17 protein-coding genes and 2 pseudogenes are annotated in these 16,291 nt (G+C 59.7%); 11 read left to right on the top strand and 8 right to left on the bottom strand.

From position 1 onward, the window contains the following. Window positions 1-1,380: a polysaccharide biosynthesis protein gene (locus G9X68_RS03115; protein ID WP_171601225.1), complete on the top strand. Its 1,380-nt coding sequence runs from the start codon at window positions 1-3 to the stop codon at window positions 1,378-1,380. A 16-nt stretch (window positions 1,381-1,396) separates the two neighbouring features. After that, a complete protein-coding gene (locus tag G9X68_RS03110; RefSeq protein ID WP_171601224.1) occupies window positions 1,397-2,578 on the top strand; it encodes a glycoside hydrolase 5 family protein in 1,182 nt (393 codons plus the stop codon). A gap of 887 nt (window positions 2,579-3,465) precedes the next feature. Here G9X68_RS03110 and G9X68_RS03105 read toward each other — a convergent pair. Next, window positions 3,466-4,437 (bottom strand): annotated as a pseudogene (locus G9X68_RS03105) (quinone oxidoreductase family protein); the annotation flags it as partial. Between the two features lie 69 nt (window positions 4,438-4,506). Here G9X68_RS03105 and G9X68_RS03100 point away from each other — a divergent pair. The 3 genes from G9X68_RS03100 (at window position 4,507) to G9X68_RS03090 (ending at window position 6,875) form a co-directional block, all read left to right on the top strand. Then, a complete protein-coding gene (locus G9X68_RS03100) occupies window positions 4,507-5,373 on the top strand; it encodes a LysR family transcriptional regulator (RefSeq protein ID WP_206679617.1) in 867 nt (288 codons plus the stop codon). Window positions 5,374-5,529: 156 nt separating this feature from the next. Beyond that, on the top strand, window positions 5,530-5,934 hold the full coding sequence (locus G9X68_RS03095; RefSeq protein WP_171601222.1) for a GFA family protein: 405 nt from the start codon (window positions 5,530-5,532) through the stop codon (window positions 5,932-5,934). Beyond that, window positions 5,931-6,875 (top strand): phosphotransferase family protein, encoded by a 945-nt coding sequence (locus G9X68_RS03090; RefSeq protein WP_171601221.1) that lies wholly within the window; start codon window positions 5,931-5,933, stop codon window positions 6,873-6,875. The genes G9X68_RS03095 and G9X68_RS03090 overlap by 4 nt, the downstream gene beginning before the upstream one ends. Window positions 6,876-6,927: 52 nt before the next feature. Here G9X68_RS03090 and G9X68_RS03085 read toward each other — a convergent pair whose 3' ends face one another. From G9X68_RS03085 to G9X68_RS03065, 5 genes are all read right to left on the bottom strand, one after another. Next, window positions 6,928-7,335: a GFA family protein gene (locus tag G9X68_RS03085; RefSeq protein ID WP_171601220.1), complete on the bottom strand. Its 408-nt coding sequence runs from the start codon at window positions 7,333-7,335 to the stop codon at window positions 6,928-6,930. A 350-nt stretch (window positions 7,336-7,685) separates the two neighbouring features. Beyond that, window positions 7,686-8,327, bottom strand: a complete 642-nt coding sequence (locus G9X68_RS03080; RefSeq protein ID WP_171601219.1) for a peroxiredoxin-like family protein — start codon at window positions 8,325-8,327, stop codon at window positions 7,686-7,688. A gap of 367 nt (window positions 8,328-8,694) precedes the next feature. Then, complete coding sequence (gene cysN / locus G9X68_RS03075; protein WP_017959513.1) at window positions 8,695-10,191, bottom strand: sulfate adenylyltransferase subunit CysN; 1,497 nt, start codon at window positions 10,189-10,191, stop codon at window positions 8,695-8,697. Window position 10,192: 1 nt separating this feature from the next. Continuing rightward, window positions 10,193-11,146 carry a sulfate adenylyltransferase subunit CysD gene (cysD, locus tag G9X68_RS03070; protein ID WP_003546395.1) on the bottom strand — a complete coding sequence of 318 codons (954 nt, stop codon included), beginning with the start codon at window positions 11,144-11,146 and terminating at the stop codon, window positions 10,193-10,195. Between the two features lie 113 nt (window positions 11,147-11,259). Beyond that, window positions 11,260-12,036: a phosphoadenylyl-sulfate reductase gene (locus G9X68_RS03065; protein ID WP_171601218.1), complete on the bottom strand. Its 777-nt coding sequence runs from the start codon at window positions 12,034-12,036 to the stop codon at window positions 11,260-11,262. 420 nt (window positions 12,037-12,456) lie between these two features. On the opposite strand from G9X68_RS03065, the gene G9X68_RS03060 reads away from it, so the two are divergent. The 5 genes from G9X68_RS03060 (at window position 12,457) to G9X68_RS03040 (ending at window position 14,527) form a co-directional block, all read left to right on the top strand. Further along, entirely contained in the window at window positions 12,457-12,903 is a 447-nt protein-coding gene (locus G9X68_RS03060) for an RrF2 family transcriptional regulator (protein WP_003546399.1), read from the top strand. Window positions 12,904-12,998: 95 nt separating this feature from the next. Beyond that, the gene (locus G9X68_RS03055) at window positions 12,999-13,385 is read left to right on the top strand and encodes a DUF6152 family protein (protein ID WP_171601217.1); all 387 of its coding nucleotides are present in this window, start codon (window positions 12,999-13,001) and stop codon (window positions 13,383-13,385) included. A gap of 19 nt (window positions 13,386-13,404) precedes the next feature. Beyond that, window positions 13,405-13,878, top strand: coding sequence for a DUF6644 family protein (locus G9X68_RS03050; RefSeq protein WP_171601216.1), 474 nt, complete (start codon window positions 13,405-13,407; stop codon window positions 13,876-13,878). A gap of 71 nt (window positions 13,879-13,949) precedes the next feature. After that, window positions 13,950-14,231 (top strand): YlcI/YnfO family protein, encoded by a 282-nt coding sequence (locus G9X68_RS03045; RefSeq protein ID WP_171601215.1) that lies wholly within the window; start codon window positions 13,950-13,952, stop codon window positions 14,229-14,231. Beyond that, window positions 14,228-14,527, top strand: coding sequence for a type II toxin-antitoxin system RelE/ParE family toxin (locus G9X68_RS03040; protein WP_171601214.1), 300 nt, complete (start codon window positions 14,228-14,230; stop codon window positions 14,525-14,527). The genes G9X68_RS03045 and G9X68_RS03040 overlap by 4 nt, the downstream gene beginning before the upstream one ends. On the opposite strand, the pseudogene G9X68_RS03035 reads toward G9X68_RS03040, so the two are convergent. Together G9X68_RS03035 and G9X68_RS03030 are read right to left on the bottom strand one after the other, a co-directional pair. After that, window positions 14,528-14,703: pseudogene (locus G9X68_RS03035) on the bottom strand (choline dehydrogenase); the annotation flags it as partial. 80 nt (window positions 14,704-14,783) lie between these two features. Beyond that, window positions 14,784-15,323, bottom strand: a complete 540-nt coding sequence (locus tag G9X68_RS03030; protein WP_171601213.1) for a MarR family winged helix-turn-helix transcriptional regulator — start codon at window positions 15,321-15,323, stop codon at window positions 14,784-14,786. A gap of 89 nt (window positions 15,324-15,412) precedes the next feature. On the opposite strand from G9X68_RS03030, the gene G9X68_RS03025 reads away from it, so the two are divergent. Further along, window positions 15,413-16,213, top strand: a complete 801-nt coding sequence (locus tag G9X68_RS03025; protein ID WP_171601212.1) for an SDR family NAD(P)-dependent oxidoreductase — start codon at window positions 15,413-15,415, stop codon at window positions 16,211-16,213. Window positions 16,214-16,291: the final 78 nt, after the last annotated feature.

Here is a 16,291-nt window from a genome sequence, read left to right as displayed (position 1 = left end):
ATGATGACCCTCAGCGCCGCCATTGCCAAGGTCCGCAGCCTCTTGTTGAATCAGGCGGTTTTGCTCCTCAATGCAGGCATGCTGGGGCTTGGGACGTTGATGACGGCCATTCTCGGCTTCGTCTACTGGTGGTTCGCGGCGCGCTCCTTCTCGGCCGAAGCTGTTGGGCTCGCCGCCGCCGCCATATCGTTGATGAATCTCCTCGCAAATCTCGGTGAAGTCGGTCTCGGGCCCTTCCTGATGGGCGAGATGGGCCGTCAGAAAAGAGCGGGCCCCTTTCTGACGGGCGCCCTGCTGGCCTCGTTCAGCGCTTCCATCGTCGTGGGGCTGATCTATCTTGTTATCGCAGCCTATACATCGACGCGGCTTGGCTCGATCGTCGGTTCCTCCGCGACCGATCTCTTCTTCGTCGCTGGTTGCGCTCTGACGGCCGTGACCCTCGTGCTCGACCAAGCCCTGGTTGGCCTTCTGCGCAGCGGCCTTCAACTGGCCCGGAATGTCGTCTTCGCCGCCAGCAAGCTTCTTCTACTGATCGCTCTCGGCCTGACACTTGGCCGGGCGGCCAGCGGACTGGCGATCTTCACCACCTGGTTTGCCGGGCAGCTTGTCTCGCTGGTCGTCGTGGCCGGGCTTCTTGTTTATGCCGGCAGGCGCGTTTTCCACCGGCCGGAGATCCGCGCCTTCCGCCCGGTGCTCGGACAGGTTTTCGGCCATCATACGCTCAGCATGGCTGTTCAGGCGCCGGCGCTGCTGCTGCCCTTCGTCGTCACGGTGATGCTGTCCGCGGAGATCAACGCCGCCTTTTATGCCGCCTGGACGGTGCTGAACGTCGCGCTTCTCGTCCCTGCGTCACTCGCCTCGGTGTTGTTTGCCATCGCTTTGCGGGAGCCGGAGCTATTTCCTTCGCGCCTGCGCCTGTCGCTCGGCTTGTCGATGCTGGTCTGCGCGGCGACCGCCTTGGCGTTCCTCTTCCTATCAGGCTTGATGCTCTGGATATTCAATCCGGCCTATGCCGTGATTGCAGGAAATGGCCTCCAGTTTCTTGGCGTTGCCGCTTTCGGAATGGCGTTGAAGTATCACTATCTGGCGGTTCAACGTGTCCGACGGCGCCTGGGTTTTGCCACGCTCGTTCTGACCGGCGGTGCGGTGCTGGAGATCGCGGCCGCCGTCGCTGGTGCGCAATTCGGGATCGCAGGCACAGCCAATTTCTGGGTCATTGCTGTTTCGCTGGAAGGCCTGCTTCTGTGCCCGGCATTGTATTGGGCCACACGGCACACTGCAACGCAGCCCGCCATCGCGCCATCAGCGGCTGCCGGTGTCTCGACATACGGCAATTCCCTCGACGAGACAGACCAAATCGGAATTGCGTCACGGGCTTGAAAGGGAGTTTCTTCGCATGAGACGTATTCGCCATTTCCGGAATTTCGCTGTCGGCGCTGTGGCGCTGGCGCTTTTTTGGTCTGCTCAGGTCGGATCTTTGGACGCGCAGTCATCTGCGCAGCAATCTTTCGTCACGACGAAAGAGGGGGGCTTCCTGCTGGACGGCAAGCCATTTCGGGTGGCCGGCGTAAACAACCATTATCTGACATTTGGCTCACCAGGCGAGGTCACCCGCGTGCTGGACGATGCCACGGCAATGGGTGCCAATGTGGTGCGCACCTTCCTGCAACCGGTTATAGGGTCGCTGGACGGCCAGGTGCCGACGATCTGGAATTCAAAAAGCACGGCCGATTCCAGCAATCTGGGAACCAAGGGCATCTATATGATGAGTTGGGATCCGATAACCAACAAGATGGTTCCCAACGACGGACCTGACGGCCTGGAAAAGGTCGATTACCTCATCGCCGAAGCGGCGAAGCGCAAGCTCAAGCTGATCCTCGCATTCGTCGATTTCTGGGCCTACACCGGCGGTGCCCAACAGATGAACGCCTGGTACGGGAGTTCGGACAAATACACGTTTTTTGCCGCTGATCCGCGAACCCGACGCGATTACAAGGCATGGGTCCGGCATGTTCTGTCGCGCGTCAACACGATTACCGGTGTGCGCTATTCCGATGACCCCACCATATTTGCCTGGGATCTGGCCAACGAACCTGACATCCATCCCAAACCGCTCCTTTATGAGTGGGTGTCGGAAATGTCAGCCTATGTCAAATCCCTGGCACCGAAACAACTGGTAACGACGGGCCATGGGAACATGGATCAGAAGCTGGCGGATATGAATATTCCGAGCGTCGATTTCGGCACGTGGCATGGCTATCCATCCTACGTCAAAATGAGCCATTCCGATTTCGATGCCCGCATTCGCGAATACTGCGCGATCGGACGAAGTATCGGAAAACCGGTGATCCTGGAGGAATTTGGAATTCCCCGATCCGATGCCGATCAGGCAAATGCCTATGAAACGTGGCTGAACACGATCGCCACCTCGGATTGCGGAGGCTGGGTGGTCTGGCGGCTCACCAGCACCCAGGACTCGGGCCTCTATCCTGAGGACGATTATGACAAATTCGACATCCATAACGATGGAAGCCCTGCTTGGCACGCTCTGCGCGACGCCGCCCTCAAGCTTCAATAATCAGGGCCACCGGAGCCATTCCGCCGTCCAGCATTCGAAGGCGGAACCCGATTTCAAGACGAAAACACGCATGACACGACGATCGGAAGCGCGCTCGCGAACCGGGATGGTTGCGCGAACGGACGAGTGATAGCGATCTCAACACGCCAGAGTATTGACCTAATGCATCCATATTTTCTTGCGATCTAAACTGGGTCTCTAGCTTCGCCAAATATTCGCGGTATATCCAGGATATCGGGGATAAACTGGAGATTTTCGAAGGTCGGCAGTTGGCAATATGAATAATGCGGACGGCTCGCTCCCAGAAGCGGTATCGTATATTGACTCATCATCGGGCTATCCCGATTCGAAAGAGGGAATCCGGCAGTGAACTCTTCACGCTTTCTCCAATCAATCGTCGAAGCCGAATCCCATGATACACGCTTGAATTTCGCCCGTGCCGCGATTTTTCAGCTTTATAGTGCTTGCCTGCCAACCGGTTCTGCGCCGGCTCAGTTTTCCGTCGAACTCACTCTATCTGAAGAAGAAGCGGTCACGCTTGTCGTGCGGCCGTTCGTCAATAAGGTCGAAGCACTTGGCGGGCTTGTGAAATCCCTGTTTTCGACAAACGCAGAGGCCGTACTGCGAGCCCTGCCATGCAGGGTGGAGGATAAGCTTGGATCCGGCATTGGACTGATGCTTTTCGTCGACGATGAGCCGATGATTACTATCGGATCTCTTGCAGATGATAGCGGACTGTTTCTTCGCCAGATCGAACCGGCATCCAGGACGACCTCCGGGGTTGCCACAATCGGTGCGGTGGTAGGCCAACGACTTGCCAGTGTGGTTCCTATTCCGACTGGATCTCTCGATCTGCGTAAGCCGAAATAACGGACTCTGAGCAACCAAGGGATCAGCAGGATACTGCCCGCCGAGCGTCCGGATTCCATCTCTTCGTGCGCCTTCGCAACATCGGCCAAACGATATTCGGCACCGATCTGCGAAACGATCCCTGCTTCCATCGCGCCGACGGCAGCCAGGGCAGCCTCGCGATACTGTCCGACGTCGGCGCACCAGGCCATGATGCTCGGATGGCAGAGCGCCTTGCCCGGGCGAAGTTCCTCGACAGGCACCGGTGGGATAGCACCGGCGGCCTGACCGATGGTGACAGCCATGCCGAATGGGCGGACGGAGCGTATGCTTTTGAGAAGCGTGTCGCCGCCGATCCCGTCATAGGCGATGTCGACACCAAGCCCGTTCGTCAGCCGCTTCACTTCCGCGACGATGTCGGCGTCTCGTCCAACGATAAGGTGATCGGCTCCATAAGATGCGGCGAGTGCGGCCTTTTCGGAAGAGCCGACCGTCCCGATCACCGTGGCATCGAGCGATCTCGCCCAACGAACGAGGATGCTCCCAAGCCCGCCCGCGGCCGCATGGATCAGAACCTGGGTGCCTGCGCGCACATCATAGGTCTTCTTCAACAGCATGTAGGCGGTCATGCCTTTGAGGAGCGAACTCGCTGCCGTTTTCGCCGAAACGGCATCCGGAAGCTTGATCGCCCTTTCGGCGACAATATTCCTGGTGGAGCGATAGGCGCCAACCGGCGGCCCGGCATAGGCGACGCGGTCGCCCTTTTGAAACATGGAGACGCCAGGACCGACATCCTCGACGATGCCCGCCGCCTCGGCACCGATCACCGCGGGGTAGGACGGCATCGGATAGAGGCCCTTTCGGTGATAGACGTCGAGAAAGTTGGTTCCGATTGCCTGATGACGGATTTTTATCTCGCCATCACCGGGAGGTTCTGAATGGTGCTGCTCCTCAACATGGAACTGGGTGACGTCACCTGGGGCATTCAGCCATACGATTTGGTTGGTCATCTCTCGTGCTCCTTCATGGGCACAAATTAGGCGATGGCGTGATGTGTGAAAATTCCCTATTGTTTCACAATGATTGGGAGAGAATTCACAAAACTCGACTGGGACGACCTTCGGCATTTCCTGGCGCTCGCGCAGTCCGGAACGTTGCTTGGTGCGGCAAAGCAGCTCGGCGTCGAACACGCAACGATCAGTCGGCGCGTTTCATCGCTTGAAGCCGGTCTCGGTCGCAAGCTCGTAGACCGCCGCGGACGGCGCATCACGTTAACCTTGGAGGGAGAGCAGGTTGCCAGGCACGCAGCTCTTGTCGCGGCGCAGACTGCGGCAATCGAGCAGCTTGGCCGCAGCAGCACCACGGAATTGCGTGGCCATGTGAGGATCAGCGCGCCTCCCGCTCTCTCAAGCGTGCTGCTGGCAAAGCCGATCGCCGCCGTCAGGCGAGACCATCCCGGGGTCCAGATCACGCTTGTCGGAGAAAAGCGCCTCGCCTCCCTGAACAGACGAGAGGCGGATATTGCCGTGCGAATGTCGCGTCCGGAAGACGGCGATTACTCTATCGTCAAGCTCGGCGAGACGAGCTTCCATCTCTACGCATCAAAGACCTATCTCGAAACGGTTCCACCATCGGACTGGACCTTCATCGGTTACGACGAAACCATGAACGCCTCGCCGCAGCAGCTGCGGCTGATCGAACTGGCCGCCGGCCGGCCGATCGCCGTGCGGTCGTCCGTTCTGGAGTTTCAGGCCGCAACCGCATGCCTTGGCGCCGGTGTCGTCATGCTCCCTGATTTCGCCGCCCCGGAGTCCGGCGGTCTCCAGCGCATTGAGAGCGAACAGGCTTTGACAAGAGAGGTCTGGCTGGTTGTCCATTCGGACATCAAGGACGTCCCCTCCGTCCGCGTCGTCGTCGATGCGCTGAAAAACGCTCTCGGGAAGTAGCCCGCTCAGTCCGTTAGGCCGCAAAGGGGCAGAGGCAGCCATTGAACTGGTCGCAGTCCGGCAGAGTTCCTCTCAGGATTGCGCCCATTGCCGTCATTGATATCTCACCGCTGTTGTCTTTAGTTTGTCGTCACAACTTTCAAGCGGGAGGAGAACATGCCAGTCGAAGCAATACGAACGGGTGGATGCCTGTGCGGTGCAGTGCGTTATGAGGTCCGAGGCGAGCCCTATCAGTCGGGGTTGTGCCACTGCAAGACATGCAGAAAGATCACTGGCTCCGCCTTCTCCGCAACGGCAAATTGGCATCGTTGGCAATTCCAGATGTCCGGGGAAATCAGCACTTTCGATAAAAGGTCCTTCTGCCCTGCCTGTGGTTCTCGGCTCTTCTTTCTCTTCGATGACGGCGTGGAAGTGTTTCTGGGGACGCTTGATGAAGCGCCTTACGCTATCAGCCCGATGGTCGAAGTGTGGAACATTCGACGTGAACCTTGGCTCGCACCGGTCGTCGGAGCTGTGCTTCACGAAGGAACTGAGATCGCTTCGGGAAAAGACGAAGGATGACTTTCGAACTTGACGCTGAAACTGTCTTGCAACTCATCCAGCACCTTGAGCCCGATCTCACCATCTGCGGTTTCTCCCGGCTGGAGGGCGGGAGCACCGAGGTCTATAAGATTGATCTTGCGAATTCCGATTATGGGTCGCTGGTTCTCAAGACTTATCCGGATGAGCCCGAGTGGGGCCCTTCGAAGGAGGCGCTCGTAGCGGGCTGGCTCAAAGATTTGACGCCGCCGGTTCCCACCTGGCTGCGCGTCGATGAATCTCGGTCTCTTCTGCCGCTACGCTATTCCTTGTTGACCCACTTGCCCGGCCGCTCGCTTCGCCACTGGATGGCCGAGCCTGATATCAAAAACGTCTATCGCCAGATGGGAGAGCTTCTGAGACGCATTCATGCGGTACCGATGCCTGCGTATGGCTATGTGCTTGGCCACGGCATCGACAAACCGGTACCCACGAACGCAGACTACATGACGGCAGCGTTTGACGATGTGTTTCGGCGGTTTCGCGCCCTTGGCGGCGATCCCGAGCTGGCACGCCGTCTGCAACAAGCAGCTAAGGGCAGCTTCGATTTTCTTGACGCAAGCGATGGCGCAGTCCTCGCCCACGACGATTTTCATCAGGGCAATGTATTGGCGTTACGTGGCAAGGCTGGCCGACTTGAATTGAGCGGGCTTGTCGATTTTGGAAATGCACGCGCTGCGGATAAGCTCTTCGACTTGGCCAAAGCCCTTTTCTGCTGTGCACATGAAGACCCGCGCAGCTATCAGCCCATTCTGGAAGGTTACGGCTCGGTCGATCACCCGGATACCGAAAGGGCGCTTTGGCTCTACACTCTTTTCCATCGGGTCAGCATGTGGTGCTGGCTCACGAAGATTGGCGTAGACGCTGCAGCCGAGGAAGGCCCTGGCGGACTTATTCGCGATCTCAGCGAAATGGTTGTCTAGCATGTAGGTAGCGAAAGAGCTTTGCTGCCCAACCTTTCCACGTCCATTCATTCTAATTAGCGATTGGAAGGCTTTGAAAGTGCTCTACTGTTTCGTCAAGCTGCACCCAATTATGTTTCGATTGTTCGAAGACTGACAGGGCAGGTGGCGCGAAGGCGGGGTCGGCGAGGGAACCTACCGCCACCCCGATCCAGGACGGCGCAGCATCGGCCTTCCAATAGACGGTCGAGCCGCACGTTGGGCAAAAATGCATTCGGACGTTGCGACCGCTCTCGGCAGTACGAATGAATTCTGTAGACGCGCCAGATATTTCGACACAGCCCATCGAGTAGAAAGCGTTTGCGCTAAACGGCGCACCTGTCCTGCGCTGGCAAGCCAGACAGTGACACAGCGCAGTCAATTGCGGCGGCTCGCTGAGCATCAGTCGCAGAGCGCCGCAGGCGCATTGGGCATTGGCCATGGAAAATCCTCCCGCTTGCACGGTGAAAATACGTTGAATGGGGGATGAAGCGCAGGCCCGAACCGCAAATGGTTAGGGTGGGCGATGCGAAGGGGCTGAGACCTGATATAATTTCAGGCCCACAGAAGCTCAAATGTAGATCGCGGAATGCCGAAGTCTAGAGGAAAGCCCATCTGATCGCTTCGGGCCGGACGCGGATGCGGAGCCCTGATCGCACGGCCTTAGGTTCTGATCGGTTTCTTTGCGGCAAGCTGGATTTCAAATTCCACTAGCGATCAATAGCCAAGGGCGGAGTGTAGTCGTTAGTGACCCACCGAGCACCACCCGGGCGTCGAGCGAGTTTTTCGTTGTCAATGCACGACTTGGGAAGCTACCGACATCAACTCCTGGGAATTCGGTGCCTGGAATGTCTGGAGCCCAGCCTCCAGAACTTCAGTGAAGCTCCAGCGCACGATGCCCTCCCGGTCGATTAAGAACTGACCGACAAGCTGCCCGTGGTCGGCAGTCATCATCTGCTGATCGGCTTCCGTAATCTGATATCCTTCCTTCTCGTTGAGAAATTCGTCCATTGCCATCACGCCCATAGGCTCGGGCAACTCGCCCGGAAGATCGATCAGTATCGCCATGGCCGTGTCGATCCCGACCTCGCGTAGGCCGAAGGCTTGGTGCGAAGCCCGTACCGGGTCGGAAGCAGCAAGAAGATCGGGTATCGGATGGTAACGGAAATAGAGCCGTGCGCGTTCGACCGGGGTGTTTACCACCGCGAGCGATTGGACGCCTTTCTCACGCAGCATCGGGTTGAGATATGCCATGGCCGCGACATGGCGCCGGCAGAACGGACAATGCAGGCCTCGAAACAAACCGATCAACAATGGGCTGCGGCCACGAAAATCATCAAGTGCGATTTTCCCCTCGTGCGAGATCGCATCAAACACGACGTTCGGGACCCGGTCGCCCGGTTGTAGCGGATGGTCGACATAGCGCGTGGACATGGACAACCTCCTCGCTCGGGGATCAGTCGAGAAAAGGCGCCACGTTAGTGCTTCGAGGTCGGGATTGAGCGTTGCAAGGCCTGACCTCTCGTCTTACCGCACCGCCAGGATCCGATCTAAGAATGGCCCCACATTGGCCCGCGGGCAAGCGGTAAACAGCGAATCGTGAATTGAAAAAGTCCGCTTTCTGCAAACTCTGATTTTTTTAGCGGCCGGAGAGGCCGACACGGAAAATTGAGCTGGGGAAGCCCCTATCGCAAATCTCAGGTTTTGATCGGTTCTTTGCCGTTCGGCAGAGTATCCCCAGCCCGCAACCAGCAGATCCGGCCGCGGTGAGGGGCCAGTCTTGCTGGCCCCTTATCCGTTGTCAGATATCGCTTGCAGCGCTCGACCATAGGTCGGCCGCTTCGGCTGCCGTCATGCGCCGTACCTCGGCCTCATGGCTGCGGCTGGCGAAGAGTTCGCTCGCCATGATCTGCTCGGCAAGGTCGGCCGGAAGCGAGAGGATGACGCGGGCTTCGCCATTGTGCAGGCCGCCGAGTTCGGTGCGCTTGCCGGTCACCATGCCGCCGGCGACGGTGTTGTTGGTCTCCGGATCGATCAGGATGAAGGAGCCGGAAAGCCGGTTCTGCTCATAGGGATCGAAGATCGCCGCTTCGTCGAAGACGAGCCGGACTTTGCCGATGGCGTTCATGTAGAGCCGCTGCGCGGCGTTCCAGGTGCCGGTCTTCAGTTCCAGCTGGCTGAGCGGCTGCACCTGCACGCGCTGGCGGCGGCTGCCGCTCTTCAGCCAGTAGCGCTTGCCGGGCTCGATGCCCTCAGGCTGCAAGGCAACGATCTGTGCGTCGAAGGCAAGGCCGACCTGCGGCTGGGCGTCGATCGAGACGATCATATCGCCGCGCGCCACGTCCACCTGGCGGTCGAGCACCAGCGTGATCGCGTCGCCGGCAACGGCGGCGTTGCGGACAAGATCGAAGGTGACGATCTTGGAAACGTTGGCGACCATGCCCGACGGCAGGATCATGACGCTGTCGCCCGGCTTGACCGAGCCGCCGGCAACCGTGCCCTGATAGCCGCGGAAGCTTTCGCCCGGACGCGAGACGCGCTGGACGGAAAGGCGGAAGCCGACCGTCTGCGACGAGCGCACGGTCGCAAGCTCCAGCGTCTCCACCAGCGACGGACCGGTATACCAGGGCATGGCGGCCTGGCCGGAATAGACGACGTTTTCGCCCTTCAGCGCCGACATCGGAATGGCGGTGATCTGCTTGACGCCGAGCGACAGGGCAAACTCGCGGAAGTCATGGCTGATCTTGTCGAAGCCGGCGCGGTCGTAGCCCGTCAGGTCGATCTTGTTGACGGCAAGCACGAACTGCTTGATCCCGAGCAGCGAGGCGATCGTCGCGTGACGGCGCGTCTGCTCGAGAATCCCGAGGCGGGCATCGACCAGCAGGATGGCGAGATCGGCGGTCGAGGCGCCGGTCGCCATGTTGCGGGTATATTGCTCGTGACCGGGCGTGTCGGCAACGATGAAGGAGCGCTTGTCGGTCGAGAAGTAGCGATAGGCGACATCGATGGTGATGCCCTGTTCGCGCTCGGCCTGCAGGCCGTCGAGCAGCAGAGCGAAGTCGGGCAGACCGAGATCGTTCTGCTTGCCGGTGGAATCGCGCTGCAAGGTGGCGGCCTGGTCTTCCTTGACCGCCTTGGTGTCCCAGAGCAGGCGGCCGATCAGGGTCGACTTGCCGTCATCGACGCTGCCGCAGGTGATAAGGCGCAGCGGCCTGGTATCGCGCAGGGCCTTGAGCGGCTCGGCGGCGGGCAGGTTGACGACGGTTGCGGCCGAGACGGCGGTTTGGGCTGCGGTCATCTCAGAAATATCCTTCACGCTTCTTCTTTTCCATGGAGCCGGACTGGTCGCGATCGATGGCGCGGCCCTGGCGTTCGGACACCGTTGCAATTTCGAGTTCGGCAATCACCTCTTCGAGGGTGGTCGCCTGTGAGCGGATGGCGCCGGTCAGCGGGAAGTCGCCGAGGGTGCGGAAGCGGATCATGCCTTCCTGGCGGACTTCGCCGGGCAGCAGTTCCAGGCGCGGATCCTCGGCCAGGATCATCATCCCGTCGCGCTCCACGAACGGCCGCTTCTTGGCGTAATAGAGCGGCACCAGCGGAATGTCCTCGGCCTGGATGTAGCGCCAGATATCGACCTCCGTCCAGTTCGACAGCGGGAAGGCGCGCACGCTCTCGCCCTTGCGGATCATGCCGTTATAGATGTTCCAGAGTTCCGGCCGCTGGTTGCGCGGATCCCAGCGATGGTCGGGCGTGCGGAAGGAATAGATCCGCTCCTTGGCGCGGCTGGCTTCCTCATCGCGCCGCGCACCGCCGAAAGCGGCATCGAATTGGCCGGCATCGAGCGCCTGACGCAGCCCCTCGGTCTTCATGATGTCGGTGAAGGCGGCCGATCCATGCGTGAACGGCGTGATGTTTTCGGCTTTGCCGCGCGGATTGATGTGTTCGATGAGATCGAGATCGTACTTCTTCGCGGTCTCGTCGCGGAAGGCGATCATCTCGGAAAATTTCCAGCCGGTGTTCACATGCAACAGCGGGAAGGGCACGCGGCCGGGATAGAAGGCCTTGCGCGCCAGATGCAACAGCACCGAGGAGTCCTTGCCGATCGAATAGAGCATGACCGGACGCTCGAATTCGGCCGCAACCTCGCGGAAGATGTGGATGGATTCATTTTCCAGCGCTTTCAGATGCGGGTCGAGCGGCGCCTTGGCGCTCTGCGGATTGCTGAGTTCCGTATCCGGACGGCTATCGGGCATGTCTTACTCCAGGCTATCGGTCGTTGCGGCTCACCGCAAAACAATTCCTTGATGTTGGCTTTCCCAAGGCTGCGGCGGTCGCCGCGCCCTGATTGGGAAAGCCGTGGGGTGATTTACTGTGCGGCGATCGCTGCGGCCTCTTCGGCGACATGCAGGCCGCATTCGCGCGTCTCGTCCTGCTCCCACCACCAGCGGCCGGCGCGTTCCGGCTCGCCGGGCTTGATCGCCCGCGTGCAGGGTTCGCAGCCTATAGAGGGATAACCGCGGGCGTGCAGCGGATTGACCGGCACGCCATTTGCGGAAACGAAGGTCTTGATCGCCTCCAGGTCCCAATCGGCGAGCGGATTGACCTTCAGCAGATGTCGTTCGGCGTCATATTCGGCAAAGGGCGTTTCGGCGCGGTTGGCCGATTGGCCGCGGCGCAGGCCGGTGATCCAGATCGCAGCACCTTCAAGGGCACGCGCAAGCGGCTTCAGCTTGCGCACGCTGCAACAGGCGTGCCGGGCCTCGACGCTCTCGTAGAAACCGTTGAGGCCGTATTGCGCCGCATAGGCGTCGATATCGGCCTTCTCGGGCTCGAAGCGATGGATATGGATGTCGTACTGGCTTTCGGTCTCTTCGATCAGCGACAGCGTCTCGGCAAACAGCCGGCCGGTCTGCAGCGTCGCGACATCGATCGGCAGGCGGTGCGTACCGATCTCGGCGGTGATCACCTGGTCCTCGATACCGAGTGACGTCGTGAACACCACGCGGCCACCAAGGCCGGAGACCAGCGACAGACGTCCGGCAAGGTCGAGGCCTGCCAGCCTGTCGTTCAGCGCCTGGGCTTCCGCAATCGGTCCTTCTTCCGCAATCGGCCCGTCTTCCACAATCGGATTGATAGCAGTCATGAGAATCCTGTCCTTTGTTGACCGGAGTATCGCAGTTCACGCATGGATCGGACAGAAAAAGGGATTTCGAAAGCTGCGGCCGGAGGAGCAAATATCTCTCCGAAGCTGCCGCGATGCAGAAAAGCAGCCGCCTGCGGACGAAAGTCCACATCGGCAGCTCGAATGTCTATAGAAATAGTAGAGTTACACGCAGCCTGTCAATCCGAAATCTGAAGTGATGCCGAAAATGGTGCAGAAGGCGCGGTTTTGGCATAGATTAAGAGAGCTTGGCCGAGGGCGAAAAACAAGGCCAAAACGCTTGTCTCTCAAGGCTTTCTCCGGCGCGTTCAAATTCCGTTCATGCTGGTTGTGCCATAGAGGCAAAAGTACTTCCGTAGCGGTGCGGAAATTCGCACTGCCTGTGTGTGTCGATGGTCAAAAATGATTACGCAAAAGGCGAAATATGCGCTGCGGGCGCTCACGGTCTTGGCTGATGCCGATGCCGACGAACCGGTGATGATTTCCGATATCGCGGCGCAGCAGAAGATCCCGAAGAAGTTCCTCGAACAGATCCTGCTCGACCTGAAACATCACGGCGTCGTTGCCAGCCGTCGCGGCAAGCAGGGCGGTTATCTCCTGCTGAAGCCCGCCCACACCATTACCTTCGGCGAGATCCTGCGCATCATCGACGGCCCGATCGCGCCGCTTCCATGCCTGTCGATCACCGCCTACCGCCGGTGCGACGATTGCGACGGCGAACAGAACTGCCAGATCCGCCACGTCTTCGCCAAGGTCGCAGACGCCACCCGGAAGGTGCTGTTCTCCACCACCATCGCCGACGCCATCGCCCCAAAGCACAGCGCCGAAGTCACTCGACTGCTGGCTTGAGCATACGCCCGCCTCTTGCTTCAAGATTTGGTGAAATCCCTTTTCTTCCAGTCGGGATGCTCCACCTGCCTGCTCATGCTGGTAGGGAGAATATCATGTTTGGAATTTCAGCACAGCGAGTAGTGGCTGCAGCCATCCTCTCGGCGGCCCTAGCCACAGGTGCTGCCGCTCATCACGGCTGGTCGTGGGCTGAGGCGGATCAAATCGAACTGCGCGGCACCATCCAAAAGATCTCCATGGGCGGACCACATCCGACGCTTGACGTTGCGACCGCCGATGACGGCGCCTGGCTCGTCGAACTCGGCAATCCGCGCCAGACGGAACGCTCCGGCTTCGTTGAAGGTGTGGCCAAGCCTGGCGACCAAGTGGTGGTCCTTGGAAACCGTTCGCAGGATCCAAAAGAGAAGCGGCTGAAGGCGGTGCGCCTTACCATTGGCGAAAAGGGCTACGACATCTATCCAGACCGCATCAAGACGAACTGACCTCTGGGCGAACTGAGCTGTGATCGACATTCTCGAATGGCTGTCGGCAACGACACCTGCGGTCGCGCTCCGGCGCTCCGGAACACTCTACATGTTCGTTAACGCCGCCCATATCCTGGCGATCGGCCTTTTGGTTGGCGCCATCCTGCCGCTTGATCTGAGGCTTGCCGGCTTCTTCCGCAAGGTGCCAGTTGAAGTCGTCGCGCCGTTTCTCTCCCGCGCCGCAGGCGTCGGACTTGTTGCGGCTATTCTAACCGGCTTCTGCCTCTTCAGCGTCCGGGCGGTCGAATATGCCGGCAATCCCGCCTTTCTTGCCAAGCTCGGGCTGATCGCCTTTGGATTGCTCAACGTGCTGGCGGTGCATACCGGGCAGGGTTGGCGAACCGCAACCACGGTCGGCATTCTGCGCCCTGCGATAAGAGTTTCTGCGGCTCTGTCGGCGGTGACATGGATCACCGCGCTTATGGCGGGACGCTGGATCGGATTTCTCTGATAGTGGAGGGGAGTTGAATATAACACGATGATCCGTCATATTGCATTGCAATTGCAACGCATGAGGAAGTCATGAAAACGGCATCGCTCCCGTCCCTTCGCGTGGATCCTGAATTGCGTGCTGCCGCCGAAAGCGTTCTGAAAGAAGGCGAGAGCCTGTCATCGCTGATGGAGGACTCTCTTCGCCGCCAGATCGATTATAGAAAGTCCCAAGCGGAGTTCATCGCGCGAGGTCTGGCTGGCTTGGCGGAAGCGCAGCGGACCGGTGTGTTTTACACAACGGACGACATTCAGGAGTTGATGCGCGAAAAGCTTGAAAAGGCGAAGGCCCGCAAAGCCGCACGGCAGAAATGACCTTCGAGCTAAAGTACACCCAGACCGTCTATGAAGATCTGGACCGGCTCGCCGATTTTCTGATCGAACGTGATCCGGATTTGGCCGAACGTGCCACCAACGCCATCCAAAAAGCGCTGATGATACTTCAGGATTTCCCGCTTATGGCCAGACGCGCCTCTGCGGATGATCCTTTGCTTCGCGAGCTCGTCGTACCATTCGGTTCTGCCGGATATGTCATTCTTTTCAAAGTGATGAACGAAACGAGCGTCATTGTCCTCGCCGTCCGTCACCAGCGCGAAGAAGATTACCACTGACTATCTGTCGCTGACGGCCCAGCGCGGGTTGATCCACGGCTCTGGTTCGAGCGCACCAGCGGTTGTTTGCAGAGGATATAGTCGGCCGCCTTCTCTCCCGTCATGATCGAGGGTCCGTTCAGGTTGCCGTAGGTGACGTACGGGAAGATTGAGCTGTCGGCGACGCGCACCCCGTCCGAAGGCTTGCGCGGCACGGCGGCTTCAACATGCTTGTTCGAATTCATCGCCCGAATCCTCTGCCGCGCCCATCCCACAGTCAGCCTCTCAGCATGCGGCGAGCTTCATAAGCTTCCAGGAACTCCGCAGAGGCGACGTCATCGGCCAGCGCGCGAAGCGCAGCTGCGGAAGGACCCAGCACCACCTCAACGCGCTGATTGGCATCAGCCCACAGGGCCAGTGCCTGGTGCAGGCGTTGCTCGCCGGACGTCGTCAGCATTGCGTGCTTCGTCCGGCCATCATGTTCGTCAGGCATAAGCTCGACCAGTCCGTCCCGGACGAGCGGGCGAAGGGCGTGGGTCAAAGCGGAAATGCTGACGGCAAGGCGCTCGGCGAGCAACAGCAAGGTTGGCCATCCATGGCTGCCCTCGTGCAACGCTGCGATCTGGGTCAGAAGCCCGACCTGGGTGGCCTTCAGGCCGGTCGGCGCCACTGCGTCATCATAAATCTGCCCCAACCGCCGTGATGCGCGCCGGAGGGCGGTGTTTGTGCACACGAGTTCGGCCAGGAGTTCCGGCGGGCTCAGCCTGCCCGCGCGCAACTCCTCCCCTGGATCGCCAATCGAAAGTTTTTTGCCCATCCCAGTAAAATAGTTGAGGGCTCATCCATTGACAAGACGGCATCGCGACCATACGTAAACTTGAGCACTCAACCAAATAGGATTTTGACATGTCTGCATCATCGCTCAAGCCCGTCGCCCTCGTCACCGGCGCCTCCGCTGGTATCGGCGCCATCTATGCGGCGCGCCTCGCTGAAAAGGGGTATGACCTCATCCTCGTAGCGCGGCGGGCCGATCGTCTGAAGGCGCTCTCGGACAAGCTCGGCGCTGCCCACGGCACGAAAGTCGAGGTCGTGGAAGCCGACCTGACGAAAGACGCCGACCTCACCCGCGTCGAAAAAGTGCTGAAGGACAATTCAGCGATAACGCTCCTCGTCAACAACGCCGGCAACTCGACCTTGGCTCCGGTCGCCAAGACCGCTGAGGAAGACGCGGCCGCGATGATCGCACTCAACGTCACCGCGCTCACGCGGCTGACACAAGCAGTTCTGCCTGCATTCCTCAGCCGCAACCACGGCGCGATCATTAACGTCGCTTCGGTCCTGTCCTTTCATGCCCTGCCGATCAGCGCGATCTACAGCGGCACCAAGGGCTATGTGATGAACTTCAGCCGGGGCCTGCAGCAGGAGCTGGCCGAGACCAATGTCCGCCTGCAACTCGTCATGCCGGCGGCCACGGCGACGGAACTCTGGGATTTGTCGGGCGTACCGCTGGCGTCGCTCAACCAGGCGACCGTCATGACGTCCGAAAACCTGGTCGACGCCGCCCTGGCCGGTTTCGACAAGGGCGAAGATATCACGCTGCCATCCGTTGCCGACGCCAGTCTGTGGGACAAGTTCGACCAAGCCCGATCCACACTGTTCGCCGCGACGCAGACCGGTGAACCTGCGCCCCGTTACCGCGCCGTCTAGACACCCCGAAGGATCGAGCGCACGGATTAACCCGTACGCCAGCGGGCGTCGGCAGATCCGTGCGGCTGATTGATATTC

The organism is Rhizobium changzhiense (assembly GCF_013087625.1).
Classification (GTDB): domain Bacteria; phylum Pseudomonadota; class Alphaproteobacteria; order Rhizobiales; family Rhizobiaceae; genus Rhizobium; species Rhizobium sophorae.
This window is presented reverse-complemented; position numbering and strand designations above follow the sequence as displayed.

What these genes read in the sequence shown, in the direction of transcription:
- G9X68_RS03115 (WP_171601225.1), top strand. Translation starts at nt 1, where the DNA reads ATGATGACCCTCAGCGCCGCCATTGCCAAGGTCCGCAGCCTCTTGTTG.
- G9X68_RS03110 (WP_171601224.1), top strand. Translation starts at nt 1,397, where the DNA reads ATGAGACGTATTCGCCATTTCCGGAATTTCGCTGTCGGCGCTGTGGCG.
- G9X68_RS03100 (WP_206679617.1), top strand. Translation starts at nt 4,507, where the DNA reads ATGATTGGGAGAGAATTCACAAAACTCGACTGGGACGACCTTCGGCAT.
- G9X68_RS03095 (WP_171601222.1), top strand. Translation starts at nt 5,530, where the DNA reads ATGCCAGTCGAAGCAATACGAACGGGTGGATGCCTGTGCGGTGCAGTG.
- G9X68_RS03090 (WP_171601221.1), top strand. Translation starts at nt 5,931, where the DNA reads ATGACTTTCGAACTTGACGCTGAAACTGTCTTGCAACTCATCCAGCAC.
- G9X68_RS03085 (WP_171601220.1), bottom strand. Translation starts at nt 7,335, where the DNA reads ATGGCCAATGCCCAATGCGCCTGCGGCGCTCTGCGACTGATGCTCAGC.
- G9X68_RS03080 (WP_171601219.1), bottom strand. Translation starts at nt 8,327, where the DNA reads ATGTCCACGCGCTATGTCGACCATCCGCTACAACCGGGCGACCGGGTC.
- cysN (WP_017959513.1), bottom strand. Translation starts at nt 10,191, where the DNA reads ATGACCGCAGCCCAAACCGCCGTCTCGGCCGCAACCGTCGTCAACCTG.
- cysD (WP_003546395.1), bottom strand. Translation starts at nt 11,146, where the DNA reads ATGCCCGATAGCCGTCCGGATACGGAACTCAGCAATCCGCAGAGCGCC.
- G9X68_RS03065 (WP_171601218.1), bottom strand. Translation starts at nt 12,036, where the DNA reads ATGACTGCTATCAATCCGATTGTGGAAGACGGGCCGATTGCGGAAGAA.
- G9X68_RS03060 (WP_003546399.1), top strand. Translation starts at nt 12,457, where the DNA reads ATGATTACGCAAAAGGCGAAATATGCGCTGCGGGCGCTCACGGTCTTG.
- G9X68_RS03055 (WP_171601217.1), top strand. Translation starts at nt 12,999, where the DNA reads ATGTTTGGAATTTCAGCACAGCGAGTAGTGGCTGCAGCCATCCTCTCG.
- G9X68_RS03045 (WP_171601215.1), top strand. Translation starts at nt 13,950, where the DNA reads ATGAAAACGGCATCGCTCCCGTCCCTTCGCGTGGATCCTGAATTGCGT.
- G9X68_RS03040 (WP_171601214.1), top strand. Translation starts at nt 14,228, where the DNA reads ATGACCTTCGAGCTAAAGTACACCCAGACCGTCTATGAAGATCTGGAC.
- G9X68_RS03030 (WP_171601213.1), bottom strand. Translation starts at nt 15,323, where the DNA reads ATGGGCAAAAAACTTTCGATTGGCGATCCAGGGGAGGAGTTGCGCGCG.
- G9X68_RS03025 (WP_171601212.1), top strand. Translation starts at nt 15,413, where the DNA reads ATGTCTGCATCATCGCTCAAGCCCGTCGCCCTCGTCACCGGCGCCTCC.